1 protein-coding gene is annotated in these 422 nt (G+C 64.9%); it reads right to left on the bottom strand.

What is annotated here, in order from left to right:
• Nucleotides 1-108 precede the first annotated feature (108 nt).
• Nucleotides 109-422 (bottom strand): transposase (locus Q7A36_RS40980; protein WP_370655824.1); only part of this gene is annotated, 314 nt, incomplete at its 5' end.

The following is a 422-nucleotide window of genomic DNA, read 5'->3' as shown; positions in this document are numbered from 1 at the left end:
TATGGCAAGACGGCTGCCCCTGCAGAGTGAAAGGGACACGCCCCGGCCTCATTCTACCCGAAGCCGACCAAGCCGCCGACCGCTGCAACAAGGTGGTGATGAGGCACATCACACGACCAGAGCTGCGACGAGAGCGCCGAGGAGGGCTTTGCCGCGGCGCCGGGCGTTGTGCACGAACTCGAAGAAGCCGAGATACAGCGGTAGTTTCTCTTGGGAGACTCCCCGGTGCGGGCGGAGCCAGGAGCGTAGCAGAGACCACGCCCCCTCCATGGTGTTGACGTGGATCTCGCAGAAGCCATCGCCGTCGTCATCGCGCGCATACTCGCCCCGAGCGTGACAGACCGTCTCGTGCCGATAGCCCCAGGCCGGCAGGCGAGCGTAGATGTCGTACTCGTCGGTATGGACGCGGGCACCCTTGCTGA

Source organism: Paracraurococcus lichenis (genome assembly GCF_030657435.1).
Taxonomy (GTDB): Bacteria; Pseudomonadota; Alphaproteobacteria; order Acetobacterales; family Acetobacteraceae; genus Paracraurococcus; species Paracraurococcus lichenis.
The sequence above is the reverse complement of the archived record's forward strand: the minus strand, read 5'-3'. Positions and strand labels throughout refer to the sequence as shown.